Annotated in this window: 23 protein-coding genes; 15 read left to right on the forward strand and 8 right to left on the reverse strand. The window is 43.9% G+C overall.

The window, feature by feature from the left end; translation table 11 throughout:
* The first annotated feature begins 228 nt into the window (after positions 1 to 228).
* The 4 genes from EO93_RS10920 (at position 229) to EO93_RS10940 (ending at position 4,643) form a co-directional block, all read left to right on the forward strand.
* A complete protein-coding gene (locus tag EO93_RS10920) occupies positions 229 to 1,779 on the forward strand; it encodes a PKD domain-containing protein (protein ID WP_235284221.1) in 1,551 nt (516 codons plus the stop codon).
* Between the two features lie 375 nt (positions 1,780 to 2,154).
* Positions 2,155 to 3,105, forward strand: coding sequence for a cache domain-containing protein (locus EO93_RS16575; protein WP_052735445.1), 951 nt, complete (start codon positions 2,155 to 2,157; stop codon positions 3,103 to 3,105).
* Positions 3,106 to 3,215: 110 nt separating this feature from the next.
* Positions 3,216 to 3,647: a nucleoside deaminase gene (locus EO93_RS10935; protein WP_048162555.1), complete on the forward strand. Its 432-nt coding sequence runs from the start codon at positions 3,216 to 3,218 to the stop codon at positions 3,645 to 3,647.
* A 192-nt stretch (positions 3,648 to 3,839) separates the two neighbouring features.
* Complete coding sequence (locus EO93_RS10940) at positions 3,840 to 4,643, forward strand: class I SAM-dependent methyltransferase (protein WP_200895053.1); 804 nt, start codon at positions 3,840 to 3,842, stop codon at positions 4,641 to 4,643.
* Positions 4,644 to 4,779: 136 nt separating this feature from the next.
* On the opposite strand, the gene EO93_RS10945 is transcribed toward EO93_RS10940, so the two are convergent.
* The 4 genes from EO93_RS10945 to EO93_RS10960 form a co-directional block, all read right to left on the reverse strand.
* Positions 4,780 to 5,073 carry an ArsR family transcriptional regulator gene (locus tag EO93_RS10945; RefSeq protein WP_048135646.1) on the reverse strand — a complete coding sequence of 98 codons (294 nt, stop codon included), beginning with the start codon at positions 5,071 to 5,073 and terminating at the stop codon, positions 4,780 to 4,782.
* Between the two features lie 75 nt (positions 5,074 to 5,148).
* Positions 5,149 to 5,364 (reverse strand): hypothetical protein, encoded by a 216-nt coding sequence (locus tag EO93_RS10950; protein WP_048135583.1) that lies wholly within the window; start codon positions 5,362 to 5,364, stop codon positions 5,149 to 5,151.
* Between the two features lie 260 nt (positions 5,365 to 5,624).
* Positions 5,625 to 6,083: a PepSY domain-containing protein gene (locus tag EO93_RS10955; protein ID WP_048162567.1), complete on the reverse strand. Its 459-nt coding sequence runs from the start codon at positions 6,081 to 6,083 to the stop codon at positions 5,625 to 5,627.
* Positions 6,084 to 6,223: 140 nt separating this feature from the next.
* Entirely contained in the window at positions 6,224 to 6,916 is a 693-nt protein-coding gene (locus EO93_RS10960; RefSeq protein ID WP_048162556.1) for a hypothetical protein, read from the reverse strand.
* Positions 6,917 to 7,137: 221 nt separating this feature from the next.
* On the opposite strand from EO93_RS10960, the gene EO93_RS10965 reads away from it, so the two are divergent.
* Complete coding sequence (locus EO93_RS10965; RefSeq protein ID WP_048133851.1) at positions 7,138 to 7,953, forward strand: alkaline phosphatase family protein; 816 nt, start codon at positions 7,138 to 7,140, stop codon at positions 7,951 to 7,953.
* Positions 7,954 to 7,984: 31 nt separating this feature from the next.
* On the opposite strand, the gene EO93_RS10970 is transcribed toward EO93_RS10965, so the two are convergent.
* Positions 7,985 to 9,715, reverse strand: a complete 1,731-nt coding sequence (locus EO93_RS10970) for a PKD domain-containing protein (RefSeq protein ID WP_235284222.1) — start codon at positions 9,713 to 9,715, stop codon at positions 7,985 to 7,987.
* 590 nt (positions 9,716 to 10,305) lie between these two features.
* Entirely contained in the window at positions 10,306 to 10,875 is a 570-nt protein-coding gene (locus EO93_RS10980; protein WP_048162558.1) for a flavodoxin family protein, read from the reverse strand.
* A 357-nt stretch (positions 10,876 to 11,232) separates the two neighbouring features.
* Here EO93_RS10980 and EO93_RS10985 point away from each other — a divergent pair, with 357 nt between their 5' ends.
* From EO93_RS10985 to EO93_RS11010, 6 genes are all read left to right on the forward strand, one after another.
* Positions 11,233 to 11,787, forward strand: a complete 555-nt coding sequence (locus EO93_RS10985) for a helix-turn-helix domain-containing protein (RefSeq protein ID WP_048133858.1) — start codon at positions 11,233 to 11,235, stop codon at positions 11,785 to 11,787.
* Positions 11,788 to 11,964: 177 nt separating this feature from the next.
* Positions 11,965 to 13,638 carry an AMP-binding protein gene (locus tag EO93_RS10990; protein WP_048162559.1) on the forward strand — a complete coding sequence of 558 codons (1,674 nt, stop codon included), beginning with the start codon at positions 11,965 to 11,967 and terminating at the stop codon, positions 13,636 to 13,638.
* 141 nt (positions 13,639 to 13,779) lie between these two features.
* Positions 13,780 to 13,998 carry a hypothetical protein gene (locus EO93_RS10995; RefSeq protein WP_048162560.1) on the forward strand — a complete coding sequence of 73 codons (219 nt, stop codon included), beginning with the start codon at positions 13,780 to 13,782 and terminating at the stop codon, positions 13,996 to 13,998.
* A gap of 14 nt (positions 13,999 to 14,012) precedes the next feature.
* A complete protein-coding gene (locus tag EO93_RS11000; RefSeq protein WP_048133863.1) occupies positions 14,013 to 14,261 on the forward strand; it encodes a ferredoxin family protein in 249 nt (82 codons plus the stop codon).
* A gap of 22 nt (positions 14,262 to 14,283) precedes the next feature.
* The gene (locus EO93_RS11005; RefSeq protein ID WP_048162561.1) at positions 14,284 to 15,339 is read left to right on the forward strand and encodes a 3-methyl-2-oxobutanoate dehydrogenase subunit VorB; all 1,056 of its coding nucleotides are present in this window, start codon (positions 14,284 to 14,286) and stop codon (positions 15,337 to 15,339) included.
* Between the two features lie 2 nt (positions 15,340 to 15,341).
* The gene (locus EO93_RS11010) at positions 15,342 to 16,787 is read left to right on the forward strand and encodes a 2-oxoacid:acceptor oxidoreductase family protein (protein ID WP_048162562.1); all 1,446 of its coding nucleotides are present in this window, start codon (positions 15,342 to 15,344) and stop codon (positions 16,785 to 16,787) included.
* A 952-nt stretch (positions 16,788 to 17,739) separates the two neighbouring features.
* Here the strand turns inward: EO93_RS11010 and EO93_RS11015 are convergent.
* A complete protein-coding gene (locus EO93_RS11015; protein WP_156161305.1) occupies positions 17,740 to 18,066 on the reverse strand; it encodes a DUF3303 domain-containing protein in 327 nt (108 codons plus the stop codon).
* Between the two features lie 210 nt (positions 18,067 to 18,276).
* Here EO93_RS11015 and EO93_RS11020 point away from each other — a divergent pair, with 210 nt between their 5' ends.
* Both EO93_RS11020 and EO93_RS11025 read left to right on the forward strand, forming a co-directional pair.
* A complete protein-coding gene (locus EO93_RS11020; RefSeq protein ID WP_048162563.1) occupies positions 18,277 to 18,864 on the forward strand; it encodes an undecaprenyl-diphosphatase in 588 nt (195 codons plus the stop codon).
* Positions 18,865 to 19,061: 197 nt separating this feature from the next.
* The gene (locus EO93_RS11025; protein ID WP_048135442.1) at positions 19,062 to 19,454 is read left to right on the forward strand and encodes a VOC family protein; all 393 of its coding nucleotides are present in this window, start codon (positions 19,062 to 19,064) and stop codon (positions 19,452 to 19,454) included.
* Positions 19,455 to 19,505: 51 nt separating this feature from the next.
* Here EO93_RS11025 and EO93_RS11030 read toward each other — a convergent pair whose 3' ends face one another.
* On the reverse strand, positions 19,506 to 20,894 hold the full coding sequence (locus EO93_RS11030; protein ID WP_048162564.1) for an MATE family efflux transporter: 1,389 nt from the start codon (positions 20,892 to 20,894) through the stop codon (positions 19,506 to 19,508).
* A gap of 151 nt (positions 20,895 to 21,045) precedes the next feature.
* Here EO93_RS11030 and EO93_RS11035 point away from each other — a divergent pair, with 151 nt between their 5' ends.
* Together EO93_RS11035 and EO93_RS11040 are read left to right on the forward strand one after the other, a co-directional pair.
* Positions 21,046 to 21,654 carry a uracil-DNA glycosylase family protein gene (locus tag EO93_RS11035; RefSeq protein WP_235284223.1) on the forward strand — a complete coding sequence of 203 codons (609 nt, stop codon included), beginning with the start codon at positions 21,046 to 21,048 and terminating at the stop codon, positions 21,652 to 21,654.
* Complete coding sequence (locus EO93_RS11040; RefSeq protein ID WP_235284224.1) at positions 21,651 to 22,646, forward strand: carbohydrate kinase; 996 nt, start codon at positions 21,651 to 21,653, stop codon at positions 22,644 to 22,646. The genes EO93_RS11035 and EO93_RS11040 overlap by 4 nt, the downstream gene beginning before the upstream one ends.
* Positions 22,647 to 23,039 lie beyond the last annotated feature (393 nt).

The following is a 23,039-nucleotide window of genomic DNA, read 5'->3' on the forward strand; positions in this document are numbered from 1 at the left end:
AAATAATAGTATCTCTCTGATACAATTTGAAATAACTTTCACTGGCCATACAAAATAAGTATAAAATTTTGCCAATAATATCTTTTTTTAGAAATTAATTTGGATAATTGATTGGTAAAATAAATTGATTGGTAAAATAATATTTACCCAGCAAATCTGTCGAAGGGAGTGGCTCAAAGAACCAGTTCAAAATTGTATCAAATTGAGCAAGAGTCTGGGGGGTATACAATGGGAAAACAAACATCTGGCAGAACACAAAAGATACTTTGTGTTTTCACATTAATATTTGCAATATCAGCGATATCCATGGCAGTAAGCGCAGCGAATGGAGAAACACCAGAAGATAACATAACAGTACCAGAAGATAACGTAACAATACCAGAAGATAACATAACAATACCGGAAGATAATGTAACAGTACCAGAAGACAACATAACAATACCAGAAGATAACATAACAATACCAGAAGACAACATAACAATACCAGAAGACAACATAACAGTACCAGAAGACAACATAACAGTACCAGAAGATAACATAACAATACCAGAAGATAATGTAACCATACCAGAAGATAACGTAACAGTACCGGAAATTAACGTAACGGTACCAGAAGTTAACATAACAGTACCGGAAACTAATGAAACTATACCAGTTTCCATAATTCCACCAACAATCGGAACCAGCAACGAGATATCTATAATTAACGAAACAACAAACACTACATCCAGGGTGGATGTAGGGCCCAATACTGGTGGAATTGTAGTCAACCCGAATGGAACAAACGTATATGTGACTGACATAGTCAACAACACTGTCTCTGTAATTAACACGATAAACAACACTGTTGCAGCCACAGTTAATGTTGGACAATATCCTACTGGCGTTGCAGTCAGCCCGGATGGAACAAATGTATATGTTACGAACTCTAACAGCAATACTGTCTCTGTAATTAACACGATAAACAACACTGTTACAGCCACAGTTGATGTTGGAAATTATCCTGCCGGAATTGCAGTCAACCCGAATGGAACAAACGTATATGTGACTAACTTCATCAACAACACTGTCTCTGTAATTAACACGATAAACAACACTGTTACAGCCACAGTTAACGTTGGACAATATCCTACCGGAGTTGAAGTCAGCCCGGACGGAACAAAAGTATATGTTACGAACGCTAACAGCAATACTGTCTCTGTAATTAACACGATAAACAACACTGTTACAGCCACAGTTAACGTTGGACAGTATCCTGCCGGAATTGCAGTTAGCAAGGATGGAACATACATCTATGTGACAAATGTTATCAGCAATACTGTCTCTGTAATTAACACAATAAACAACACTGTTATAGCCACAATTAATGTTGGACAGTATCCTGCTGGAATTGCATGCGTGGGGACATACGTCTATGTGACGAATGTTATCAGCAATACTGTCACTATAATTAACACAATAAACAACACTGTTATAGCCACGGTGACTGCAGGAAGCACTCCTGTTCCCGTTGGGAAATGTGTGTGTCCTCTCCCGATATTAAAACCACGTCCTGTTGCAAACTTCAGCAGCCAGGTCATCCTCATGGTGCAGTTTAAAGACCTCTCGAAAAATGCAACTAAATGGTACTGGGACTTTGGAGACGGAACGACTTCAACAAAGCAGAATCCTCTACACAGATACAAAACCGCAGGAAACTATACAGTTAAACTAACAGCAACCAATAAATACGGTACAAATTCAAAAATTACTACAGTCAATGTATGTACTGGAAAGTAATGGGCAATGGAACAACACCATTTAACGTAGCCAGAGAACCAGTATAAGGTAAATCGACCGGGACACTAAACATATTTTTTAGTGTTATTACCTGGGAGTGCGGAGGGTCACGGTACCCTGACTTTATGTCGGGGATGAAGTGAACCCTCACCTTTTTTTGTTTTTTTAAACCTCTAAATCATCGCTTCTTTGTAAAATGAGTTTGTTTTTTGGCACCACGGCCATAATCCTCTGCCACGCCGAGTAATACAAAGAAAACGGTGTGACTATAGAAATTGCACTTTTGGTTTCAGGCATTTGAAAAACCTCACTTTACGTTTATATATTAAAAAAGTAAAAGAGTTAATGATTTCGATTTATTAAAAAGGTGCACCCATGAATCCGTTTAAAAAAACAATCTGTGTTCTTATTTTACTTGCCTGTGTACTGATGCCTACAGGATGCGTTTCAGAGAAACCTGTAGCAGATGAAGAGAACAGCTCACTGGCTGAGGAGGTAACCGGGACAGCCGCCGAAGAACAGGCAGGAAATCTCCGGGACGCCCCCAGTGAAGTTCTGCTCCAGAAAGAGTATATTGCTTCGAAGGTCAGGGATGCTGTTGCCCTTATCGAAGAAAAAGGAGAAGAATCATTCCCCGAATTCAGGCAGCCCGAGAGTGAGTGGTTCAGGGATGACTTTTACATTTTTGTCTGGAAAACTGACGGCATGCGCCTCGTATACCCTCCCAATCTTAGCGGGGAAGGAGAAAACATGAGCGAGCTTCAGGACTCCATGGGAAAACCTATTGGTAAGCTCTTCATTGAAACAGCTCTCAGCGAAGAGGGAGAGGGCTGGGTTTCATACTACTGGCCGAAACCCGGAGAAGTCGAACCGTCCCTCAAATATACCTTCATCAAAGGAGTTTCGCTTAACGGAGAGGACTGCCTTGTGGGCTCAGGGTTCTATGCCGACGACTACATCCTGACAAAAAACCTTGACGAATGTGAGCACTTCAGCCGGGAAGGAAACATTTTCATAAGCAATCTATTTCACCCGGACCTTTATGAAAGGGACGTGTACCTCAATTACAGCATCGCCCATGCCATCATCAGGCCCGGAGAGGCTCTCGCCCCCCACAGGATGAAAAACCCCGAGATCCACTACATCCTGGAAGGAGAAGGAGTAATCTACATTGAAGCCCTGCCTGTCGACCTGAGGCCCGGGCAGATGGTATACATCCCTGCAAATGCAACTCAGTCAACCCTCAATACCGGCAGCATGAACCTGACCTTCCTTGCAATAAACGAGCCGGCCTGGAGAGCGGAAAACGAGGAAATTCTCGAGTGATCCGTTCGAATTTGAAGGACCCATTTGAAGAGCAGAAAGGCTTCAAACCTCTACGCTCTTCTTTCGGATCCGCTCCGACGCAAAAATGAAAAAGATAAAGAGGAGTAGCAATGGAAATATTCATGAAAGCTGCAATAGAAGAAGCGAGAACCGGTTTGCTGGAGGGTGGAATCCCCATCGGCTCCGTCCTTGTCAGGAACGGGGAGATTATAGGTAGAGGTCACAACAGACGTGTCCAGGACGGCGACCCTCTTGCTCATGGGGAGATAGTCTGCCTGAGAAATGCAGGAAGGATCATAAAATATCACGACACTGTGTTATATTCCACTCTTATGCCCTGCTACCTTTGCGCAGGGGCTGCCGTACAGTTTGGAATTAAAAAAGTCGTGGTTGGAGAGTCAAGGACCTTCGAAGGTGCAAAGGAATTCATGGAAGCCCATGGGATAGAAGTCATCGACCTGGACCTGCCGGAATGCAGGGGAATGATGGAGGAGTTCATCGGTAAATATCCGGAAATTTGGAACGAGGATATCGGAGAATGAGAAAAAATACGGGATGAGGGGAGAGCGTGGAGTGAGAATACTGTAAGGAATGAGATAAATGCAGAGAGCCGGTATTCCGGGAATTTTGGAATTATCTCAACCAATTGAAGAAGGACTGCATATTGCTAAAGGGAAGTGGATAAGCAGATAAAAGATGGCGATAAAAGATAACAGGTAAATGGGGGTTACGGATTGAAGATTGACTTTTCAACAATTGCCGCCAGGTACGAGGCCCATTCCCTGGTCCAGACGCCTGCGGCGGACCTGCTTTTAGACCTGCTGGAAATAGGGAGCGCTGACGATGTGCTGGACCTGGGGTGCGGGAGCGGGAAACCTACCAGAAAGATCATGGAAATTACCCGGGGGAATGTGGTCGGAATTGACCCTTCCGAAGGGATGATAAAAGAAGCGGTGGAGAAAAGCAGGGGGCTGGACATAAGCTATGAGGTCCAGAGTGCGGAAGAGCTGGACTGCAAAGCCTGCTTTGATGTGATTTTTTGTAATTCCGCCTTCCAGTGGTTCAACGACCCTGAAAAGGCGCTTGACAATTGCTGCCGGGCTCTTAGGAAAGGGGGAAAGATTGGAGTGCAGGCGCCTGCTAAAAATGTATACAGCCCCAACTTCGTAGAAGCGGTTCAAAAGGTAGCAGAAGACCCGAGAACAAAAGAGGTCTTTTCTCACTTTAAAGCCCCCTGGTTTTTTCTTGAGACCGAAGCCGCATACAGGGAATTGTTTGAAAAACACGGCTTTCGGGTGCTTCTGGCAAAAATCGAGGGTGTAACTACAACGCACACGCCAGAAGAAGTCTTTGACATATTTTCAGGGGCAGCGGTCGCGGGATACCTCAACCGGGACTGCTACGATATTAAGATTAACGCCGGGTACGTGGAAACTTTCGGGGAAATCGTAAAAGAAGCCTTTGTCCGTCAGGCCGGTGGACAGGGAAAAGTGAACCTGGTCTTTAACAGGCTCTTTCTTGTGGCACTTAAAGAATGAGCAGGGAGAACACAAAAAAGCAGCACAAAAAAGTAGCACAAAAAAAGTAGCACAAAAAAGTAGCATAAAAAAGTAGGGGAAAACGAGCAGGTCCATTGGCCGATTTTTGGCCCTGCTCATCTCACTTTGATCATCCTTATTCAAAAATCTTTTTCAGGTCTTCCATAGAGAGGGAGACCTCAAACTCTTTTAACTTGAAAAATTTCTTGGCCCGCATATCGTCATCTTCGAGCCTGAGGTCACTCTCAACAAATCCGGCTTTTTCCAGGCGCTTCAAATGCAGGTTTACGACCTGCCTTGAGAGGTCCAGGTCCTTGGCGAGTTCGTATACATACCTCTCTCTCTCAGCCAGCAGGTAGAGTAGTTTTAGCCTTACAGGATGAGAGAGGGCTTCGCCAATTTCAACTATTTGCTGAAGTGATTTTTCCACCTGGTGCACCCTCACAGATTAATACAATTTCCTGATCGGAAATATTTTCGGAATTCGTTTCAAGCATATTAAGCTTCAGATTTCTTCCAGTTTGGATTTTATATCTTCAACTGTTTTTTTGATTTCTTGAATATCTTTTTCCATTTTAACGAGCCGCTCGTTATCTCTGGAAGCCGTATAGCCGGACCTATTAAGCATCACCATAACTACGCCTACAATGAGAAGGATAATAAGAATGTTCAGGAAAAAGCCCCAGAAAGAGCCATACATGCCGTACCCCATACCGTTCAAAATGTTCACCTCGAGAAAACCAGATTTATTTGTTTTATCTGTTTTGTTATTGTTTTGTTATTGTTTTGTTATCGTTTTGTTATCGTTTTGTTATCGTTTTGTTATCCGTTTTTCCTTATTCTATTTATTCTTCCTCATATACTGATCAACCATAAATATAAAAAATACCCGGTAGAGGGGGTCTAATATAAAACTAAAAACCTGAATAATTAACCTGAGGGGTTAAAACAAATAAAAAAAGGATGGTTTATGGTCGGAATTTAGTTGCCATATCCCATACAGTATCCGGATCCACGGGCAAACCTGCCGCCTGTCTGACACCCTGCAGGAACGTCGTATCCGGTAAACACATCACCGGTGACCGCGTCGATTCTTGCCTGCGTGTAGACTCCGTCTTCGTCCTCATAGGAGACAATCCACCAGCGGTTCATCTGATATATGTCGTCTTTGGAGACACCGTCATCAATCTCAGCCTTTGCGATTTCAAAAGCCTCATCTATGGTTTCAACTTCAAGTTCTACAGTTTCATCTGCATTGTAGTAAGGGCAAGAAGCGAAGTTGCCTGCACCAGATCCTGTATATCTGGCAGCCCCTCTATGCATGAACCCGGAGCCGTAGTTTGCTCTTGTATCATCGGAAGCAACTGCACTGACAACTGCTGCTCCGAATGTACCTATAAGCAGTGCGGCCAGGAGAATTGCTATTATACTTTTCTTCATTTTTTTCACCTTCAATTTTTGCTTTTTGTTTATATGTGCTTTAAGAATAATTCCCTTCACCATATGTAGTGGTTATACTACATATGTATCCGTAAAATGATATATAGGTTTTGGTCACTACTGCTGGTTTTTCCCGAAATTCAGCGGTACTTCTCATTTAGCCACCCAACAAGCGGCGGGATCCAGCAGAGATTTGCAGCAATGGCCTCAAGGGCGGTATAGGTCTGTGTTGTCGGGCTGAATCCCAGAACCCTTATCCCAAAAAGCCCGACGGGCACAAGCGTGATCACAAAAAGGCTTGCCAACATAACCGGATGGCGGACATATCTGGAAAACCCGGCCTTCCACGAACCTTCGGCCCGCCGGAGGAAAAGCATACCTGAGATATTGGCCCCGATCTGATCACTGAGGGCATAGAAGTAGGGGATGTAAAAACCCTCGATACCGTAAACATCGACTCCAGCCAGCCGGCTCCCGAGGTCAATTATCCAGGGGACGGCGATCCCGAAAAACTTACCCCAGCCGTAGGCTTCTGCCATGCTCCCTTCAGCCTTTCGGAGACGCTGGCGGATGGAAAAGATCCCTTCAAAGATACTCTCTCCTTCTCCGGCAAGGGTCCTGACAAGCCACTGCCCGATGGGACTCCTCTGGTAGCCCTGAAAATCCAGGAAAACCCCTGCAAGAAGCCCTAATACATAGCCTGGAACTGTATATTTTATCAGCTCGGAGAATTCTTCCCCCTGTTCAGGGAATTCTTCTTCAGCAAGTTCTTCTTCAGCAAGTTCTTCTTCAGCAAGTTCTTCTTCAGCGGGTTCTTCATTTTCTTTGCCCATTCTTCCCCGTCCTGAAACTTATATGTCCCCTATTCAGAATAATTTATTCCTGCATCGTTTAAAAAAAGGTGTCAAAAAACGGGAGTTGTGACAACTGAAGAAAAACCTCAGAAGCTACAGGACAGAAGTTAAAGAAGAAATTGGTCTAAAATAGGCAGTGATATAGGTAGTGCTGGAAACACATATAAACTGCCTTGCCAGATAGTTAGACTGGAGAATATATGAGAGTTCTTGAGTGCAGGACCATTGACATTGCCCCTACGATTTCGAGGTTGTTGAAAGTTCCTATGGTTCCGCCTTCGGGAAGGTCAATCCCTGAGGTCGAGAATTATGCAAAGGAAAGAAGCTGCAAAAAAGCAGTAATTATAGTAGTTGACAGCCTTGGATACTCCCTTTACAGGCACCTTTCTCCGACAATGAGGAACTTGCATGAGCTTGCCGAAAAAGGGCTCCTGTTTAAGTGCAGGTCTCCGGCAACCATCACATCCCCTGCAATTGCTTCAATCTTTACAGGCTACCTGCCCGAGGAGCATAATATTTACTCAACAGCGGACATCTATTCCGAAAGGTCAAAAGACCCGGAGAACCCCAGATTAAAAAGTATCATGGAATGGGCTTACAGGGCAGGGATGAAAACCTCAGCTGTAATCGAGTTGGAAGGCGCCGAGAGTTTCAGGGGGAGAATAAAGGACTTTTACGGGGTTCCGAACTCAGAAGATATACTTGATTATGACCGCCGGATAACAGAGTATGCTTTACAATCTCTCAGGGAAAAGCCTGACATCCTGGCCGTACATCTTAGAGCCCTTGACCGTTACTCTCACAGGGTAGAGACCTGGGACGAAATGAAAAAAGCCTCAAAAACTATCGATAAAAACCTTGAAGAGATCTTTCGGAATGCAGATAAAGGTACCATTTTCTTCATCTGCGGGGATCATGCTGTTCACGGGGGAAAAAAGTGGTTAAAAAATGCCACGCACGAAGAAATCAAAAACCATGAAGATAACTATGTTGCCCTGATCGTGGGCTGCTACTGATAATGCTATCCCCTTTATCAGGAGATAACTTTCACCTTCTTCTGCCTCTTTTCAGCACGGAAAGCATGAAAACTATCCCGGCAAGCCCGAGGAACGACGGAATCCAGGGGGCGATTCTCTTCTCCATTTCGGGTAAGGAATCCCCTACAGACCCTGGTAAGGAATCTCCTACAAAAGCTTCGATGTTTTTCTGAACCTTGAGAGTTTCGTTTTCCAGGGACAAGCCAGTTTCTGTAAGAATCTTTGAGCTGGCAGTGGAGATAACGGAATCTTTTATAGCCTCAAGTTCCTCCCTGTGGATAATCCTGGCATTCCCTGTCCCCTCGCCTCCGCCGTTAGCCTTGGATTCGGAGTTTTCAGTAACTTCTGCATCAATAAGATTATCAACATCGCCGGCTCCATCAGCAGTACCGCTTGCATCTCCTGCAATGGAATTTTCCAGACCACCTGTGTTTGCTTTACTGGAAATAAGTTCCAGGTCTCCTATGTCTTCTACTGCACCCGTATCTGTTTCATTAACAACATTAGGCCTATTGTTTTCATCAGAGATACTTCCTGCATTTACAGAATTTTCCGTACCATCCGAACTCCAGATACTTTTGGCAGCCTCAACCTCTTCCTCGCCAGCTTTCAGGACATTTACGACTACAGATGTCGAAGAGGTTCCGTTTTCGTTTGTAGCTGTTAGGAAAATTGTATAATTCCCGGGACAGCAGAAGGTATGCTCAGGTTCCGAACAGCAGGATGTCTTGCCATCCCCGAAGTTCCACGTAACACAATCTGCGTTCTCGGAAATGTCAACAAATTTTACGACAAGAGGAACATGGCCGCCTGTGGAATTATAAATGAATTGAGCTTTCGGAAGTATGGGGCCGGATTTTTCGGAAGCGTTTAGAACATTTATAGGTACAGATACTGAATAACTATCATTCTCGTTGCTGACAGTAAGAGAAACAACATAATCTCCCTCTATAGAATAAGTATGTTGAGGATTCGGAGAACTTGAGGTTTTACCGTCCCCGAAGTCCCACAATCTCGAGGTGGCATTTTCGGAAAAATCCTTGAACTTGACAGAGAGGGGAGCAGGGCCTTCTGTCACATCTGAAGTGAAACGTGCTTTTGGTAGTACCGGAGGTGTCTGAACATACTCCATTAAAGGCATGTAGTCCATACTGCCGGCTTCAGGGTTGACGGCATATGCAGCATCTCCTATTCCATCTCCGTTTTCATCCGTTCCTTTATAATCACTCCAGTAATTGCCTGTGCTGCCATTCCAGACATTAAACTTATTATCCCTGGCATTTTCTGTGTTGTCGAAGTAATTGCCGCTGATAACATTATTCGAAGAAGCCACCAGTTTGATACCGCAGTCCAGGTTTGAATATACCATATTGTTGCTCAACCGGTTATTGCCGGATTCGAACAGGTAAATTCCTGCTTCCTGGTTTGAAATTTTGTTCCCGCTTATGATACAGTTTTCAGCCTTGTTAAGGAAAACTCCACATCGGCCTTCGGTTATCGAAAAATCGCTGATCTTTACATTATTGGCAACTATTTCAAACACGTAACTTCCGGTGGTCTCTCCAGCAATAAGGGTATTATCAGGATTTCTGGAGGCTGACTTTATGGTTAAATTATCTTTGTTAACGTAGATACTCTCATTAAATTCTCCGGATTCTACAAGGATAATATCTCCAGGAAATGCTTCATCTACTGCATCCTGTATGGATTCTCCCGGCCAAACACGAAATTCTGATGCCATTCCAGTATCCGAGACTAAAATCAGAATAAAAATTGCCAGTAAAAAGCAGGTTCGCCTGAAAGTTTGTGTTTGTGCCATTTCAGCCCCCATGGAGATACAGGAATTTTCTTAACAAGTTTTTATAAGGAAAGGATATAAAATTGTTGGTTTAATGAAATATTATGCAAAAGAAATTAAAATATGAACAAATAAAAAATTAAAATGAATACAAAGTATGAAGAATAGAAGTTAAAATCAAATTGTTTGCAGTCACATGCCCGGTTTCTCAGAAATAGTTTAGTCTCTTTTGGCCAGATTTCCTTACTCTACACGATTGAAACTCTGCTTTTGGTTACCCTTCGATTCCTTAATATAGTGCTAAAGGAACACGAAGAAAAATTGATGAGGATTCACTTTATCCCCCAACCTGAAGCCGGAGTGTTTGTGACCCTCTGCGCTTTCGAAGTAATAAACTTGGAAATAAGAATTCATTTGAGAGATGCTTTTGAAAGAAACGAGCACCAAATTAGATCAGGAATTTTAAAATTTAATTTGAAGTCCTTTTGTGTAATTCTTGTGAAAAATAAACCCTGTTCAGTCGGAAATGAACTTTAAAATCTGTTTCCAAGGATTTTAGCCTTGTTTAAGATCCTATTGGAAATTACTGGCCTGTTCTTAGTTCCTGATTTTACAACTTTACCCACAAGTCTATATCCTCCATAATGCAGTACTTCGTTAACTGCCCTTATTGCTCCTCTACTCTCGGCTGCAATAAAGTTGAATGGCCACGGAGTGGTACAGGCAGTTACTATAACCGCTGGCTTTCCCGTTTGACGGGGGTAAGGCATCCCATTAGGTTTTTCCCCCATAAAAACTGGTACATTCCTATCAAATAAAAGCTTGAGCGGACCACTCATATTTCCCCAATGGGTTGGCGTGCCCACTATAAGACCATCAGCATCCCTTATTTTACGTCCGACTATATGGCCATCATCCTGTGGCAAGATACATTCCTTGTCTGGTCGGCACTTCATGCATGCAATACATGGCTTGATTTTAAGGTCATATACATTAATCCATTCAACCTCATGTCTATTAGAAATACCGTCAACAATACTTTTAAGAAGAGTAGCAACTGTTCCATTTTTATGTGGACTACCGTTTAAAACCAATATACGCATATTAACTCCTTTTGAGTCTGGTTAGCTTATTACTATTAAAGACCGTAATAAGTTAATACCATCTGGTTTTCCGCAGATGTATTTGTAATTTTGATATTTTTCTGGACACCGATTATTTACCTGGTCAAATAACATCAAATTTCACTTTTGTATAATAATTGTTAAACAATTCATTGGTTTTATATGCTGGTTTATATGGCCTATGAATGCTAATGTATATTAATTATAATTAGCAATGATTCTGGAAGAAAAATTTCCTACCAACATATTCCGTTAAGCCTGAATGGAACACAAAGGTTTTTAAGCAATTCTTCAAGTTAAATTCCCTAAATAAACCCAGCTGGAGTAGATTCAATTATGCAGGAAAAAATAAAGGAAATAGCATCTCGTGTCCGTGAACTTCGGGAACTGTCAGAGGTCTCGGTTGAAAAAATGGCAGAATCTCTGCAGGTTCCCAATGAGACCTACCAGAATTATGAAAGTGGAACTGAGGATATTCCGGCAAGTATCCTTTTTGAGATCGCACACAAGCTGCAGGTTGACATGGCTACACTTCTTACAGGAGAAGAGCCTCGCATGAATATTTTTACAGTCACGAGGGATGGAAAAGGGGTAAGTGTTGAGAGGAGAAAACAATACAAGTACCAGAACCTTGCCGAGAAGTTCATCCACAAAAAAGGAGAATTTTTCATCGTTACGGTTGAGCCCAAGCCTGAGGGCACCAAACCCGGAACAAACTCCCACCCCGGACAGGAATTCAATTATGTGCTTGAGGGAAGCCTGAAGGTCTACATCCACCATAATGAGATCACTCTTAATGAAGGTGACTCCATTTATTTTGATTCAAATTATGAACATGCCATGGAAGCGCTGGGAGGAGAACCCGCTAAGTTCCTGGCAGTTATTATGTAACCTGGATTAAATGTAACCCGGATTAACGCATCCCTGAATAATTCATGCAAAATCCGCATAAAAAATTCGAGATACAGGAAAAAACTCAGAGAGTTTTTTGAAACTTAAATTCAGCCTCCTTAAGCCTGAATAACGATCTAAAACGTAGAAAAATATCAAATAAAACGGGTGTCCAGAATGACTTCCTTGCTGAACCAATTTGTTTCCAAAACCGATTTTGAATCCTATGAGGATTTCCAGGAAAATTTCAAAATCCTGGTTCCTGAAAACTTCAACTTTGCCTATGATGTGGTCGATGCCTATGCAAGAGATTCTCCTGAGAAACTTGCTATGATCTGGTGTGATGACAATGGGGAAGAGAGAAGCTTTACTTTTAAAGACCTGAAGTACTACAGCGATAAGGCTGCAAATTTCTTTGCAAAACACGGCATAGGAAAAGGCGACTATGTAATGCTGACCTTAAAGAGCCGTTATGAATTCTGGTACTGCATCCTGGCCCTCCATAAACTCGGGGCTATTACTGTTCCTGCAACCCACATGCTGAAAACCCGGGACATCGTATACAGGATCGAAAAAGCCGAATTAAAGATGATTGTCTGTATATCAGAGGATTATGTCCCTGAACAGGTTGATGAAGCCCATTTAGAATGTGGGGATATCCCGCTCAAAAAAGCCGTTGTAGGAGGGGAAGCACGGGAGGGCTGGATTGATTTCAGAAAGGAGCTTGAGGAAGCTTCCCCGGTTTTCGAACGCCCGACAGGCGAGGCTGCGACAAAGAAAGAGGACATCTGCCTTGCCTACTTCTCCTCCGGGACCGCTGGTTTTCCAAAAATGGTAGAACATGACAACACCTACCCCCTCGGACATATCCTGACCGCAAAATACTGGCAGAATGTGGAGGATGACGGGCTGCATTACACCGTTGCAGACAGCGGCTGGGGTAAATGCGTCTGGGGCAAGCTCTACGGACAGTGGATAGCCGGCTGCGCGGTCTTTGTCTATGACTATGACCGGTTTGAAGCTAAAAACATGCTTGAGAAAGCCTCCAAGTATGGAGTCACGACCTTCTGCGCCCCTCCCACAATCTACCGCTTCCTGATAAAAGAAGACCTCACCCATTATGACTTCAGTACTCTGCAGTATGCAGTAGTTGCAGGCGAACCCCTCAACCCGGAAGTCTTTAACCGCTTCCTTGAATTCACCGGAATTAAACTTATGGAAGGGTTCGGGCAGACTGAAACCGTTGTTACCATTGCGACCTTCCCCTGGATGGAACCAAAACCCGGGTCTATTGGAAAGCCCACTCCCGGTTTTAAGATTGAACTTATGGACAGGGAAGGCAGGCTCTGCGATGTTGGAGAAGAAGGAGAAATCGTAATCAACACAAAGGACGGAAAACCTGTAGGGCTCTTTGCACACTATGGGAAAGACCCCGGAAGGACGGCGGAAACCTGGCACGACGGCTACTACCATACTGGAGATATGGGCTGGATGGATGAAGACGGATACCTGTGGTTTGTGGGAAGGGCTGACGACATCATCAAGACCTCAGGATACAAGGTAGGGCCCTTTGAAGTGGAAAGCGCCCTTATCCAGCACCCTGCTGTGCTTGAGTGTGCAATCACGGGAGTTCCGGACCCGATCAGAGGTCAGGTCATCAAGGCGACAATTGTGCTGACAAAGGACTACACGCCGAGTGAAGCCCTTAAGAAAGAGCTGCAGAAACACGTAAAAAATGTCACGGCTCCTTATAAGTATCCCCGGATTGTGGAATTCGTCCCCGAACTCCCGAAGACCATCAGCGGGAAAATCCGCAGGGTCGAAATCCGTGATCAGGATCAAAAACAATAAAAAATAAAAACTGATATATACAGCAGGAATACAGTTCAAATTTAAAAATCAAAGGAATATTCCCGACTGAAGATATACTCTGCCAGAAAAAGAGCAAAACGAAAGGAAAGAAATAAGTACCTTAACCTTTTCCTGAAAAGTTTGTTCAAAGAAGAGATCAATCGGATTTACTCTCTTACAGATACTGTAATTTATACAGATATTGTAATTCATACAGATATTGTAATTCAAGATTATACTATAATTAAAACAGAAGAGAATTCAAGAACATATAAGAATTCAGAAAGCCCCTTAAAAATGATAGGCTCTCCTGTCTGCCATAAAATACCGGCTGGAGAAAAACAGGGACTGGAAGAATAGAGTGAGGATTCTATATGGAAAAAAATGATAAAAAAGAACCGTACCCTGTTATCAACATTCTGGAGTGCAAGGCCTGTGGGCGCTGCCTTCTTGCCTGCCCGAAGGAAGTGCTTTTCATGAGTGAGGACCTGAACGCGCGGGGTTACCACTACGTAGAGTATAAAGGAGAAGGCTGCTCAGGCTGTGCGAGCTGCTACTATACCTGCCCTGAACCCCTGGCACTGGAAATCCATATTCCCCTGAAAAAGGAGGAAGCCGAATAAGGCAGGATAAGGAGGAAAAAAGATGGTAACACAACTCATAAAAGGCAACTCCGCAATAATCGTCGGTGCACTCTACGCTGGCTGTGACTGTTTCTTTGGATACCCTATCACCCCGGCAAGTGAGATCCTGCACGATGCTTCCAGTTACTTCCCTAAAATTGGCAGGAAATTTGTTCAGGCCGAGTCTGAGGAAGCTGCAATCAACATGGTCTACGGAGGAGCATCTGCCGGACACAGAGTCATGACATCCTCTTCAGGGCCTGGAATCAGCCTGATGCAGGAGGGAGTTTCTTACCTTGCAGGTGCAGAACTGCCCTGTGTGCTCGTGGACGTTATGCGGGCAGGGCCAGGGCTCGGGAACATCGGGCCTGAACAGGCCGACTACAACCAGGTCGTAAAAGGTGGAGGGCACGGAAATTACAGGACCATTGTACTTGCCCCCAATTCCGTGCAGGAGATGTGCGACTTTACAATGAAAGCCTTTGAGCTGGCTTTCAAGTACAGGAACCCTGCAGTCGTGCTTGCTGACGGAGTGCTCGGGCAGATGATCGAGTCCCTGAAGTTCCCTGAAAAAGCCCTTGTCCCGAAAACCGACACCAGCTGGGCAGTCAACGGTACAGCAGAAACCAGGGCTAACCTGATAACCTCAATCTTCCTGGACTTCAATGAACTCGGAAAGTTCAATGAGAAGCTGCAGGCAAAGTACGAGCTGATAAAGCAAAACGAGGTAGACTACGAGGAATACATGACCGAAGATGCCTCAATTGTGCTCGTCTCTTACGGCATAAGCAGCAGGATCTGCAGGTCAGCCGTAGACCTTGCCAGGCAGGAAGGAATAAAAGTAGGGCTTTTCAGGCCAAAGACTCTTTTCCCGTTCCCGGAGGCTCAGTTGAAAGCCCTTGCAGATAAGGGATGTTCCTTTATCTCTGTGGAAATGAGCAATGGGCAGATGATAGACGATGTCAGGCTTGCTATCGGTTGCTCACAGCCCGTGGAACTGGTAAACCGCATGGGAGGAAACCTGATTACCCTAGACCAGATTATGGACAAAATCAGAAAGGTTGCAGGGGAGGCATAAAAATGGCAGTTGAAATCATTAACGGAGAAAAGGTTATCAGAAGACCAAAAGCCCTGTACCCGGAATACCCCCGCAAAGGAGGGGCAGCTCCAACAGCCACCCACTATTGCCCTGGCTGCGGACACGGGGTTTTGCACAAGCTCATCGCTGAAGCGATTGACGACCTGGGAATCCAGGACAGGACAGTTATGATCAGTCCTGTGGGCTGTGCAGTTTTTGCTTATTATTACTTTGACGCAGGCAATATCCAGGTTGCCCACGGCCGTGCCCCTGCAGTAGGGACAGGCGTCTCAAGGGCTGAAGAAAACGCTGTGGTTATTTCCTACCAGGGCGACGGGGATCTTGCTTCAATCGGCCTGAATGAAACTCTGCAGGCTGCAAACAGGGGAGAAAAGCTGGCAGTCTTTTTCGTAAATAACACAGTCTACGGCATGACAGGCGGGCAGATGGCTCCTACAACCCTTATAGGGGAAAAGACCACCACCAGCCCTGAAGGCCGTGACCCCCGCTTTGCAGGCTACCCACTGCACATGTGTGAACTCATATCCAACCTGAAAGCCCCGGTATTCATCGAAAGGGTCTCGGTCTCGGACATTTCCCATATAAGGAAAGCCAGAAAGGCTATCAGGAAAGCTATGGAGATCCAGCGCGATGGCAAAGGCTATGCCTTTGTGGAAGTCCTTGCCGCCTGCCCGACAAATCTAAAGATGGATGCCGAACAGGCTATAAAGTTCATCAACGAAGAAATGGAACCGGAATTCCCGCTCAAGAACTTCAGGGATAACTCCGCAGAAGCCGAAACCCTCCACAGGGGCGTAAGCGACTTCACAACGGAGACCCTGGAAAAACTTTACGGGATTGAATCAGGAGCCGAGGAAAAACCCCTGAGAGCAGACTTTGCTCCGATCCAGACCAAGATCGCAGGTTTTGGAGGACAGGGCGTCCTGAGTATGGGAATCATACTCGCCCAGGCTGGGGTCAAGGCAAACCTTAACGCTTCGTGGTTCCCTTCCTATGGTCCGGAACAGCGCGGAGGGACCTCAAATTGTTCGGTTGTGATTTCAGGCCAGTCCATAGGTTCTCCTACGGTCTACACCCCTGACATCCTTATAGCCATGAACCGCCCTTCCCTTGAAAAATTCGAAGGGGCAGTAAAAGAAGGAGGCTTTATCCTCTATGACTCGACCATAGGCAAAGCCGAGACTCCCGCAGGCGTAAAAGCCGTTGCAGTCCCGGCAACCGAAAAAGCCAAAGAAGCAGGCGATGAAAGAGCCGCAAACTCCTTTATGCTCGGAGTCCTTCTGGGCCTGAACGTGACCGGCCTTGAAGAAGAAGCCTTCAAAGAAGCTCTTGCCGAAAACTTTGCAGGCAAACCAAAGGTTATCGAGTTCAACCAGCAGGTGCTCGAAGCCGGTGCAGAGTGGGCGAGAGAGAACGTTAAGGTATAAAAGTAAATATTTCAAAGGTAAAATATTTCAGCAACAGCAGGCGGAGAAATAAGTCAAATCCGCCTGCAAAAACTCTTTTTCATGTTTTTTATAAAGGAATTAAGCCATTAAGAAAGAAAATTGGTATTTTTACCTTTGTCCTTAATCTTCTTGCCGGTAATAAGGCTAAAGGAAACATTAAAATAGTTGTGAAAAGTCGTAATTTATGTAGAACGGCAAAACCCAATTCATCACCTCTCCAGCTTGATTTTGTCGTTCTTTATACCTTCTTATATGCTTTTTTAACTTCTCGTTACGTAGAGCAGAAGCTCAAAAGGAGCATGCTGAAATAAAGGACTGTAAACAGCCGGTAAGCGTACTAATTAAAGAAAATCAGAGATTTAGGAACGGTCATAAGGTTTATTTAAAATAAAGACATTATAAAAAAGTGAGAATGCGTTTCGAAATTAGTTTAGAAGTAGATGGTAGGGTTCGAGTCCCTATTCTCGAGATCCCTACCTGCGATCCAACCCTAGATTGAGAGGAAACCCTATTACTCTCAACCTATTATATTTTATAACGGTCCGGTAATATATATCATAACCGATCCAAAAAACCTTTTTTAATTCAAATTTTCAAGTTGGTAGTATATTTTTATTGTGATTAAACTTTTAACGCCATTGAAAATTATAATACAACCGACTTATCCGACATGTTCTCAAAAAAGAGCATTTATCCAGATCATTTTGGAGAATTACTCAAAAGGTGAACCACTGAAAGCAAGGAAAACATGGAATAAAGGAAATACGGACACGGTCTTTCAGTGCTTTCAGTGTCTTCAGTGGTTATAGAGTCTTGATTGAATTTATCCGCCCGTCTTTGTTTGCCATGCTTATAAAACTTCGAGTGATTTAAGTGTATATTTACATTCGAAACTATAACCGGGTATTATAACCGGGTATTAAGAGTATAATTAATTGGTTAGTTGACTATAATTGGTTAGTTGACTATAATTGTCCATGTATTTTGAGGCGAATTTATTAAATTCTTCAACCCCTATGACAGGGAAAACGTCAACACGGCACAAATCGGTAAATAATGAATTGTAAGCCGTATAATCTTTTACGGACTTTACATCATATATAGTGATCACACGCCCTCCCCCTGCTTCAAACCACTGGTTAACAACTTTCAGCCCTTTTGGAGAACCCTTACTGTTCACCTGTTTCCACCGCTCATATAACTTAACACTGTTTTTAAGCTCAAATGTTGTTATGTCCAATAAAAGCATGTTTTTCATTTCCTTATTAGAGCAGGTATTAATATATTTTTGATGTGGGAGACGTTATATATAGCTATATCGATTTTGTATTTAGGGAAAAAATTTTGAGGAAGATGAAATACACATATTTTAACAGAAAATAAATCGTGTAGTTAGACGACCAGAAGTCAATTAATGGCATATAAAAATAGAGCTAAATTTATATGAGTTAAACTGAGCTTTGTGATAATGGACCTGAATCTTACATTATTTCATATCATCAATGATATGGCCGGAAAGAACTCTGTTCTTGATACTACGATGATATTTGCAGCACAATATCTCATTTGTATTTTTGCTATTTATCTTGCATATACATGGTTTGCAAAAAATAAATATCGGCAGGAGGCTCTGTTTGCCGGATATGCAGCCCTTCTCGGCCTGGGAATAAATTTAATCATCACTCAATTCTATTTTCACCCGAGACCCTTTATGGTTCCCACAGGGACACTACTTATCGCGCATGCCGCTGAGTCATCCTTTCCATCTGACCATGCTACTATAATGATTTCTGTTTCGTTGATGCTCCTGACATTCAAAGATTTTAGGCGCAGCGGTGCTGTATTCTTCATTCTTGCGTTTACTGGTGGACTTGCGAGAGTTTATTCCGGACTACATTTTCCTATGGATATGGCTGGTTCCCTGCTTGTTGCTTTAGTTTCGATCGGTATATTACTGGCCCTTAAAAATTATCTGATCCCCATTAATCGCATATTCATTGCCTACTTTGAAAATATTGAGGAGAAGCTTACAAAAGGCAATTTGAAAACGTCGTAATAGTTGTTTAAGAAGCTGGAAAGTTCTTCAAATCCTTTTTTAAAAACCCAAAAACCCCTAACTTTCTTATCCTCAAAATGCCCAAACTTCCTGTTCCCCTTCCCCATCAAATAGAGAAAATTAAATGTCTAAAAAAGCAAAGCCTAAATTAATGTATAAATACCATCCAAACTATCTAATTATAACAGGGGGTAATTATCACGCCAAGAGTAGTTCATTTCGAAATACACGCAGAAGATATTGAAAGGGCAAAAAAGTTCTACGAGAATGTTTTCGGCTGGCAGATAGAGAAGTGGGAAGGTCCCATGGAATACTGGAGCATAACAACCGGTAAACAAGAAGACCCAGGAATCGATGGGGGTTTGATGAGAAGGCAGGTAGGAGAACCGGGAGTAGACACTCCGATAAGTACCTATATCTGCACAATAGACGTCCCGGACATTGATAAATACCTGAATCAAATACAGAAGCACGGCGGCAAAGTGACTATGGAAAAGAGACCCATACCCGGCATAGGCTGGCTTGCATATTGTCTCGACACAGAAAAAAATATATTCGGGATAATGCAGCCTGACATGAGTGCCAGATAACCTTTTCTTTACTTTTTTCTTATTTATCAAGACCTCTTATCAGATCGAGCCTCACTTTCCCAGCCCAATTTGAAGCTTTTCTCTCTTCTTTTCCTTCTTCTTAAACTTCCGGTACTCTCTCCCCAGCAACCCTGCAGCCAGCACGCAAGCCAGAAAATCCGAAATGGGAAACGCAGCCCAGACTCCGGCCAACCCGTAAAATCTCGGCAGGACCAGCACAAGAGGCAGCAGGAAAAGGAGCTGTCTTGCAAGCGATATAATAAAAGCTGGCCTCGGTTTTCCAAGGGCCTGGAACACGGTTGCGCCTACGAGCTGGAAACCTATGAAAGGCAGGATAAGCACAACGATCCGCATGGCTTCGGCTCCTACGGCTGTGAGTTCAGGATCAGGGCTGAAGATATGGATGATAGGGGCAGGAAAGAGGAACATGACCAGAAAACCCGGGAGAGAGAAGAGAGTGCTGACTTTCAGGGCGACCTTAACCGATTCGACCACTCTTGAGAACTGTTTTGCGCCGAAGTTATAGCCTACAATGGGCTGGAGGCCGAAAGAGATCCCGAGCATTGGCAGGAAGATGAGCAGGAGCAGGCGGTGAATGATCCCGAAGGCTGCAATGGAAACGTCTCCTCCGTAAGTTACAAGGGCATTATTTACAAAAATCATCATGACACTATTTGAAGCTTCAACAATGAAAGGACCGATGCCTATTGCTATTACTTCTTTTGAGATTGCAGAGCTTGGGATCAGCAGCTTTGGTTTGAAGGTAACTGAACTTTTTCCGGCAAGGAAGTAGCGCAGCAGGAAGACCGTGGATGCAAGCTGGGCAAGTATGGTTGCAATAGCAGCTCCCCTGACCCCCAGGTCAAACCCGAAGATGAAGATAGGGTCAAGCAGAATGTTCAGGCCGGCCCCCAGGAGCATTCCGAACATTGCATAGCGGGCGTTACCTTCGGCTCTTACAAGGTCTTCGGTTGCAATCCCGAGAGTAAAGACAACCGAGCCTGCCATTATGATTTCAAGGTAAGCCTTCGCATAGGGCATAATGTTAGGCGTTGCCCCAAAGAGTTTTAGTAAAGGCTCAAGAAAGGCAAGCCCTGCAAGCGAGTAGGCAAGCCCAAGGAAAATTCCCAGAAAAAACACGGTCCCAAGAGCTTTTTCAGCTTTATGTGGCTCTTTTGACCCCAGAGACCTTGAAATAATTGAAGCTCCTCCTACCCCGAGCCCTATTGCAATCCCCATTGCGAGCATATGGATTGGAAAAGCTATCACCAGCCCACCAATTCCAGGAACGCTTTCTTCCCCGAGAGCCCTGCCAACGAAGATCGTGTCTACTATGTTGTAAAAAGCGTAAACAAGCATCCCTATGATTGAAGGGGCTGAAAGCCTGAAAAGAAGTTTCCCTATTTTTTCAGTACCTAAGAACTCGCTGTGTTCCTTCATGCTGAGCATCCCCTATAATCGGTGAATTGGCGGATCTTTTAAATGACAATTTATAGAGTCTCCCGTAAGCAGGAAAGGTATAAAGCAGTTTTGTAATAAAATAAAAGATAAAAGGGCGAAGGAAAAGGAAGAGAAAGAAAGGAGACGAGAAATGCAGATGAGCAAATGTGTGGGATGCAGGGAGTTTCCCTGTGCAGATGTAAAGCATGAGAATTACATCATTCCGGACATAGACCTGAACCCTGAGGATATCTCTATAGTGCTTATCTCAGAGGCTGCCTCCGAAAATCCCGACGATTATTACTATGCGGGTGAAAATTCCCTGTTTGAGCAGACCACAGTGCAGGCATTCAAGGATGCAGGAGTGAACGTTTCCTCAATCCGGGATATTCTCAAGATGGGTATTTATCTTACCACTGCTGTGAAGTGCGGAAAAACAGGATACGGCATAAAGGCAGGCACTATCAAAGAATGTTCGTTAATACTGGAAAAAGAGCTTTCTCTGTTTCCGAACGTGGAGGCTTTCCTGTTAATGGGAGATGTCGCAATCAAAGCCGTCAACTACATTGCCAGTAGAAACGGGGAGGGAAAAGTGATTCCTGCCGGGTCCACTTACAAGCTTCGAGGCAAAGATTACTTTTTCAGGGGAAAGAGAGCTTTTCCGTCTTACCTGCAAGCAGGCCCCAGTTTTTTCATCGAAAAGAGCAAAAGAAAGATGATAGCCGAAGACATTGCGGCCGCTTTGAGTCTGATCAGGTGATCAAAGAGACCAAAAGTCCGGAAGAATCAAAGTCCGGAAGAATCAAAGTCCAGAGGAATCAAAACCTTCAAAGGAACCAAAATCAGGTCGAAAGCATGAAAATTCTCACATTCGGGGAAGCCCTCTTCGATATCATCAAAGGCTCAGCCTACTTAGGCGGCGCCCCCTTAAACCTTGCAGCCCACCTTGCAAAACTGGGTGCAAAACCGGCTGTACTCACTGCAGTCGGAAAGGATGAGCTTGGCAAAATTCTGCTTTCAAGGGCTGAAGAGATGGGAGTTGACACTTCGTACATCCTGATTGATGAAAAGAGACAGACAGGAACCGTAACCGTAGAACTGCAAGCTGAAGGAATCCCGATTTTTAATATCAATGAAGGCGTAGCCTGGGACGCAATTACGCCGGACGAAAGGAAATTTGAAGCCCTTGCAGCTGAGGAGTGGGACGTTTTCTGCTTCGGAACCCTTGCCCAGAGGTCGGAAGAAAACAGAAAAACACTGAAAAGGCTGCTTTCGGAAATAAAAGCAAAACACTTTTTCTACGATGTAAACCTGAGAGCCGGATTTTACAGGAAGGAATGGATCTTATCTTCCCTTGAGCACTGCACAATCCTCAAAATGAATGAAGAAGAGGCAGCACAAGTTTCCGGTATGCTTTTTGGCACCATGTATGCCTGTAGAACTCTCTGCCGCCTGCTTACGGACAGGTACCCGAAAATATCGATAATCTGCATAACAAAAGGGCCTGAGGGAGCAGCTGTTTATCAGGATGGAGTCTATGAGGAGATAAAAACCACACCTGTAGAAGTTGCAGATACTGTCGGAGCAGGAGATGCTTTTTCAGCAGGATTCCTGTATACCTTTCTTTTAGGGCACGGAGTTTCAAAAGCCGCTTCAGTTGCCAGCATTCTTGGGACTTATGTAGCATCAAAACCTGGGGCGGTGCCGGAGTATTCGGAAGAACTTATTAAAGAGCTGGGAATTTTAGAGTGAGAAAGGACATCTTCTTCCTTCAAGCCTTGGGATCTGAAATAGAAGGATTTTGTGGGTCAAATTCCATCCCTTGCACAAGACAGGCGGGATATAGGTAACTCAAATTTATTGTACGCTACGGGGTAATTATGACTGCACTGTTTTTCTAAAATTTCCTCACTTATATATCTTTTTAATATATAATATAAAGATTACAAAAAATTGGATTTTATGTACCTAATGTAAGACTAAAGCAAAACCTTTAGTTTCTTTATTACTATGGGAGCGCAGAGGGTCACGAATACCCTGACCTTTACAGGCTGTCCGACAATTACCATCAGTAATAAATAACAACTGTCTATTGTTATACTGCAAAACTTTTTATAACTTTATGAAATTTGCATTATATTCATT

Source organism: Methanosarcina sp. 1.H.A.2.2 (genome assembly GCF_000979975.1).
GTDB lineage: Archaea > Halobacteriota > Methanosarcinia > Methanosarcinales > Methanosarcinaceae > Methanosarcina.